The 5,430-nt window shown below is 76.8% G+C and carries 1 pseudogene; it reads left to right on the top strand.

Annotated elements, in window-relative coordinates:
* A pseudogene (locus ACTT8P_RS37790) lies at window positions 1-5,430 on the top strand (hypothetical protein); the annotation flags it as partial.

The raw sequence follows: 5,430 nt of genomic DNA, 5'->3' as shown, positions 1-5,430 counted from the left end.
GTGCCGCACGGCCGTACCCACCCGCCGGCCCCGGGCGGCGTACCGGCGTCGCCCGCGCCGCGCCAGGACGGTGCGCCGCGCCGCCCCGACGCCACCGACCACGCCCGCCTGGACGGTACGGACGCCGCCGGCCGGCCCCGTCCGGAGCTGGTGCGGGTGCCCGACGACGCGCTGATCGACACGGTGCGCGGCTCCGCCGCCATCGAGTCGGCCTACCAGCGGGCGGCCGGCGACATCCGCCGCGAGACGGCGACCGCACCCCCGACCGCCACGCCGGCCGGCGGCCCGATCCTCCCGGTGACCGCCCCGACCACCGGCACCGGCACGGCGGCCACTTCCAGCACGCCGAACCCGCCGTCCCGGGCCCACCTCTCCCCCCTGGCCGGCCACGGTCTCGCCGACACCCGTACCCGGGCCGCCGAGATCCGGCACGCCGCGCTCACCCCGGGCAGCCTGATCGCGCACGGGCACGAGATCTTCAAGAACTCCTACGTCGTCGAGGGCCTGTCGCTGCCGGGGACCGTCGCGGACGGCCAGTACTCGGTGGAGATCCAGGCCGTCGCCCACCGGCCGCGCCTGCTCGACACCACCAAGCAGTACCTGGAGACCGGCGTCTCGGCGACCGACAGCGCGCAGCAGCTCAAGTCGCTCGGCAAGTCGCACCAGTTCGGCGGCGTGGGCACGCTCACCCAGAACCCGCCGTCGCAGCCCGCCGGGCCGGACAACGCGGCCGGCCACACCAGCCCCGAGACCGAGGGCTCCGCCTCCTCCACCGGCACCACCAGCAAGCCGTACAAGGGGGTGTTCAACCCGTCCGGACGGCTCGGCCACGTCGCCCGCACGGACACCGCGGACACCCTGGCCTCCAGTACCGGTGTCAATCGCACCCCCACCGAGAGCGGCCAGCTGCACCGGATCGTCGCGGACGTCACCTACCTCGTCACCGTCCGGGCCGGTTCCCGCACCGTCCTCAATGGTGTCCCCGGTGAACCCGGCTCCGTCGACCCGGTCACCTACGCCGTGGACGTGCCGGACGGGCTCCAGTTCCTGATGACCGAGGGTCAGCTCGCGCGGGACGCCCGTTGGATGGGTTCGGTGGCGGGGCTGACTCCGGCGCCCGCCCCGGCGCCGGCCGCGCCGCTGCCGGCCACCTACGTCCGTGACCGGCAGCTCGGTCTCGGCGGGGTCCTGTCGGTCGTCGAGTACCAGACGCCGGCCGCCGCGCCGGTGCCGTCGTCCGGGCCGAACAGCGGCGCCGTCCCGCTCGGCCCGGTCCGGCCCCGGGAGCGGCGCGGCCAGGTGCAGCGGGCGCTGCTTGACCTGGTGGAGCAGGAGGCGCCCGGCGCCACCACCCCCGGGCACCCCGGCTACCAGCCCGGTGTGCACAGCCGGATCGCCCAGCTCGCCTCCACCGGCGGCCTGCGTTCACTGCCCGGCCGCGGTCCGGACGGCACGCCCCGGCGGGCCACCACCCGCTTCCACTTCCGCCACCACGCGTACGGCGGTGAGCGCCTGGTCGAGGTGACGCTGACGGCGGTACCGCGCCGCACCCAGGACCTGACCGGCGTACGCGGCACCGCGCGCCCCGGCTCGGGCCTGGAGCAGTGGCAGTCGCACACCTCCTCGGGGCGCACCACGACCCGCGCCTCGGTGCGGCACAAGCAGCTCGCCGCCAGCCTCACCACCCGCTACCGCCGCCCCGGCCAGGACCCGGCCGGCGGCAAGGTGGACCGGGCGGCGCCGGTGTTCACCCCGCAGGCGGCCACCAGCAGGTCGGCCCGGCGGGCGGCCACCGCCGACAACCGCTTCTGGCTGCGCACCGACAACGGCGCCGACTTCGACGGCCTGGAGTACGACTACGTCGCCTCGGTGCGCTCGGCGCTGGTCGCCGACTGGCCGCCCAACGTGCTCGGCGGCATGGTGCAGAACGGTGTCATCGCCTGGTCCGACGCGGACGGCGACGTACGCCGCTGGATGGACGAGCTGCTGCGGCGCGGGCAGCCGCGCACCCGCAGCGTGCCGGTCCGGCTGTCGCTGCGCTTCACCGGCACCGAGACCCACGCGCGGACCGCCCCGGCCTCGGTGACCGCGCCGTCCGCCCTGTCCACCACCGACCCGCGCAACCGGGTGCGCGGGACCGGTCCGACGGCCACCCCGTACCTCGCCGACGCGCAGATGTTCCACCCGGCGGGGCCGACGCCGGCGTTCGCCTTCGACGGCTGGGCGCATCTGGAGACCGCGCTGAACGAGGTGGCGCCGCTGACCGACGGCCGCTGGCACTCCCAGCTGACCTCGGTGTCGGTGGAGGGCCGCGCGGTGCGGCTCGGCCAGCTCATCCAGGCGGGCCGCGTCTCCCTGGACCGCACCCGGCTGGCCGCCGGCCTCACCCGGCGGATGCCCGGCTCCCGCCCCTTCGAGGGTGCGCCCGCCGGGCCCGCGCCGTCCATCGAGATCACCCTGTACAACCCGCGCCGCGCCACCCACGCCGACGACGTCACCCTCGACCAACTGCACAACACCACCGACACGGTGAGCACTTCGGCGGGCGCCGACCACTCCTTCGCCACCGCCTTCACCGAACTGCTCAGCGCCGACGGCGCCAACCACCACCTGGCCGGCTTCACGGTGCCGCTCGCCCAGCGTCCGACCCAGCCGTCCGCCTTCGGCGGCACCACCACCGGCAGCCGCCGCGACTGGCTGAAGTCCGGCAGCACCGCGGCCCCCGCGAGCGGCGCCCGCGGCACCCGCAGTTACGCCGTCGACGCCGACGTGCACCTGCTCGTCGAGGGCCCCGGCGGCACCCGCCACGTCACCGGCACCGTCACCCTGCGCGTCGAGGAACGCGACCTGCTCGGGCACGGCCTCATCACCCCGGACGAGTCCCCGGACAACGTCCGCGACCTGCCCGCGCTCGTCCCCGACTGGGCCGGCGCCGAGCCGCACGCCCTGGCCGAGCGCCTCACCTCCGCGATCCCGCCGGGCCACCACGGCGTACAGCTCTGGGCGGCCCTCGGCGCCGACCCGGACGGCACCCGGCTGAGCCAGGCCCTCTACGGCGCCTCCCGGGCCGCCGTGCTGGGCAACCGCCCGGTCGAGCTGATGACCCGCGACGCCGAGGGCGTGCGCCGCTGGGAGTTCACCCCGGACGGCGCCCTGGTCACCGCCGACCCCGCCCTCACCGCCGCGTGGACACCGTTCCACGCCGAGGCCGAGCGGCTGCACACCGCCGCCGACACCCTCGCCGACACCCCGGCCCGGCTGGCCCGCCTCACCGCCTCCCTCCAGCACGCCAACCGCGCCCACGCCGACGCCCTGGACGCGGTGGGCCGGGCACGGCAGTCGGTCACGGCGGCGACGGAGGCGCTGAAGCGGGCCCGGTCCCAGGCCGTCGCCTCGGCGCGGGCCGCGCAGGACGCCCAGCGCCTCGTCGACCGGCGCAAGCAGTCGTACGCGGACGCCCAACGCACGGCGGCCACCCTGCCGACCGCCATCGCCGCCAACGAGCGCCGGGAGACACAGGGACACGCGGACCTCCGGACGGCGCTGGCCCGGCTGACCCGGGCGGAGAACGAGGTGCGCGCGGACCGCGCGAAGACCGCCGAGAAAACCTCCGGGAAGACAGGCGGAAAGGCCACGCCCGTCCCGTCGGCCACCGCCTCCACCACGGCCCCGCGCTCCTCCCGGCCGGCCGCCGACGTCGCCGACGACCCCCGGGTGCGCGCGGTCGTCCCGGCGATCACCGCCGCGGAGACCACCATCCAGCAGGCCACCGACCGGCTGACCGCCGACCGCGCGGCCCTGGCGGACGCCCGGCGCATCATCGAGATCGCCCCGGAGGGCATCCGCACCGCCGAAACGGCCCGCGACCGGGCCGAGCGGACCGCCCGGGACGACGCCGCCGCCGTGGTCCGGCGCGGCACCAACCTGCGCGTGGCCCAGCTCCGCGAGGACCGCGCGGGCCGGCGGGCCGGGCGCGCCGGGCGCAAGGTCACCCGCCGCGAGACGCAGCTCGCCGCCACCGTCGCCGCGCAGCACCGGGCCGCCGCCGACCTGATGGCGGCCACCGCCGCGCTGCCGGACCTGGCCGACGCCGTGCGGGACGACGCCCCCGCGCCCGAGCAGTCGCTGCGCACCACCTTCGCCACCGTCCCGCCCCGCCGGCCCGACCCCGACGGCCGCCCCGCCCCCCTCCCGGCCGGCGGCCAGACACACACGCCGGGCACACCGCCCAAAAAGGCACCGGTGACCAAGCCGGCCCCGAAGCCGAAGCCAAAACCGAAGCCGAAGCCGAAGCCGAAGCACGACATCATCGGCAAGGACAAGGACAAGGACAAGGGCAAGGACAAGAGCAAGGCCCCGCTCGCACCGCCGCCACCCCCCGCCCCCTCGCCGTACGTCGCCCCGCGCGGCGCCCAGGTCCAGACGCCCGGCGACGGCTACTGCCTGCTGTACGCGGTCATCGGCAGCGCGCCCCAGGTGGTGGGCCACCGCCTGACCCGGGCCGGCGGCACCGCCCTCGATCCGGGGACCGCCGCCTGGCTGGCCCGGCCGGACCAGGTGCGGCGCACACTGGCGGCGCTCGCGGCGAATCCCGCGACCACCGATCAGGGCACCGGCCATCTGCGCGCCACACGCCGGCGGTTGCAGGACCTGGTGCTGGCCCGGCTGACCGCGGCCCGTGCCGGCAGCCCGCTGTCCCCGCAGGTGCTCGGGCAGCTCCGGGGCGTCCTGGTGGGGCAGTTCGCGGCGCAGGCGTACACCGCGCCGCCGGCCTGGGTCGACGCGCGGCTGGCCCAGTTCACCATCCAGGGCGTGACCCGCGCCGAGGACCTGGACCCGGACGACCTCCAGTTCCGCTACCTCCAGGCGGTGTCCGCGCCGGGCGCGCCACCGGCCCCGCCCGGCACGCCGCCGAGCAACCGCCAGATGTACGGCTATCTGCGCTCGGTCAACGCGCTGCCGACGCTGGCCACCATGTCACCGGACGCGCGCCGGTACCTGCTCGTCGCCCGCTACCACGGCAGCACCGCGCCGCTGGCCACGGCCGAGGCCGACGCCCTCGAAGAGGCGGTGCGCGACTGGTCGGACGAGTGGGACAACCCGGTCGGCGACGCCTTCCTGCCGCTGCTCGCCGACACCCTCGGGGTGCCGATCCACGTCTTCCAGCCGGTGTCGGACACCGTCACCACCCCGGCCGCCGGTCCCCGGGGCATCGTCCTGCCCTACGGCCGGACCGACGCCACGGTGCCGGCGATGGAGCTGTACTACACCGGCCGCAACCACTACAGCGCGAGCGACGCGGGCCCCCTCACCACAGCCACCACCACGACCACCATCACCACGACCTCGGCCACCAACCCCACCTCCAACGCGCCCCGCACCCCCCACGACACCCCCAGCACCCAACCCCCCGGCCGCAACCGCCCCGCC

Source organism: Streptomyces sp. JW3, assembly GCF_052216785.1.
GTDB lineage: Bacteria > Actinomycetota > Actinomycetes > Streptomycetales > Streptomycetaceae > Streptomyces.
The sequence above is the reverse complement of the archived record's forward strand: the minus strand, read 5'-3'. Positions and strand labels throughout refer to the sequence as shown.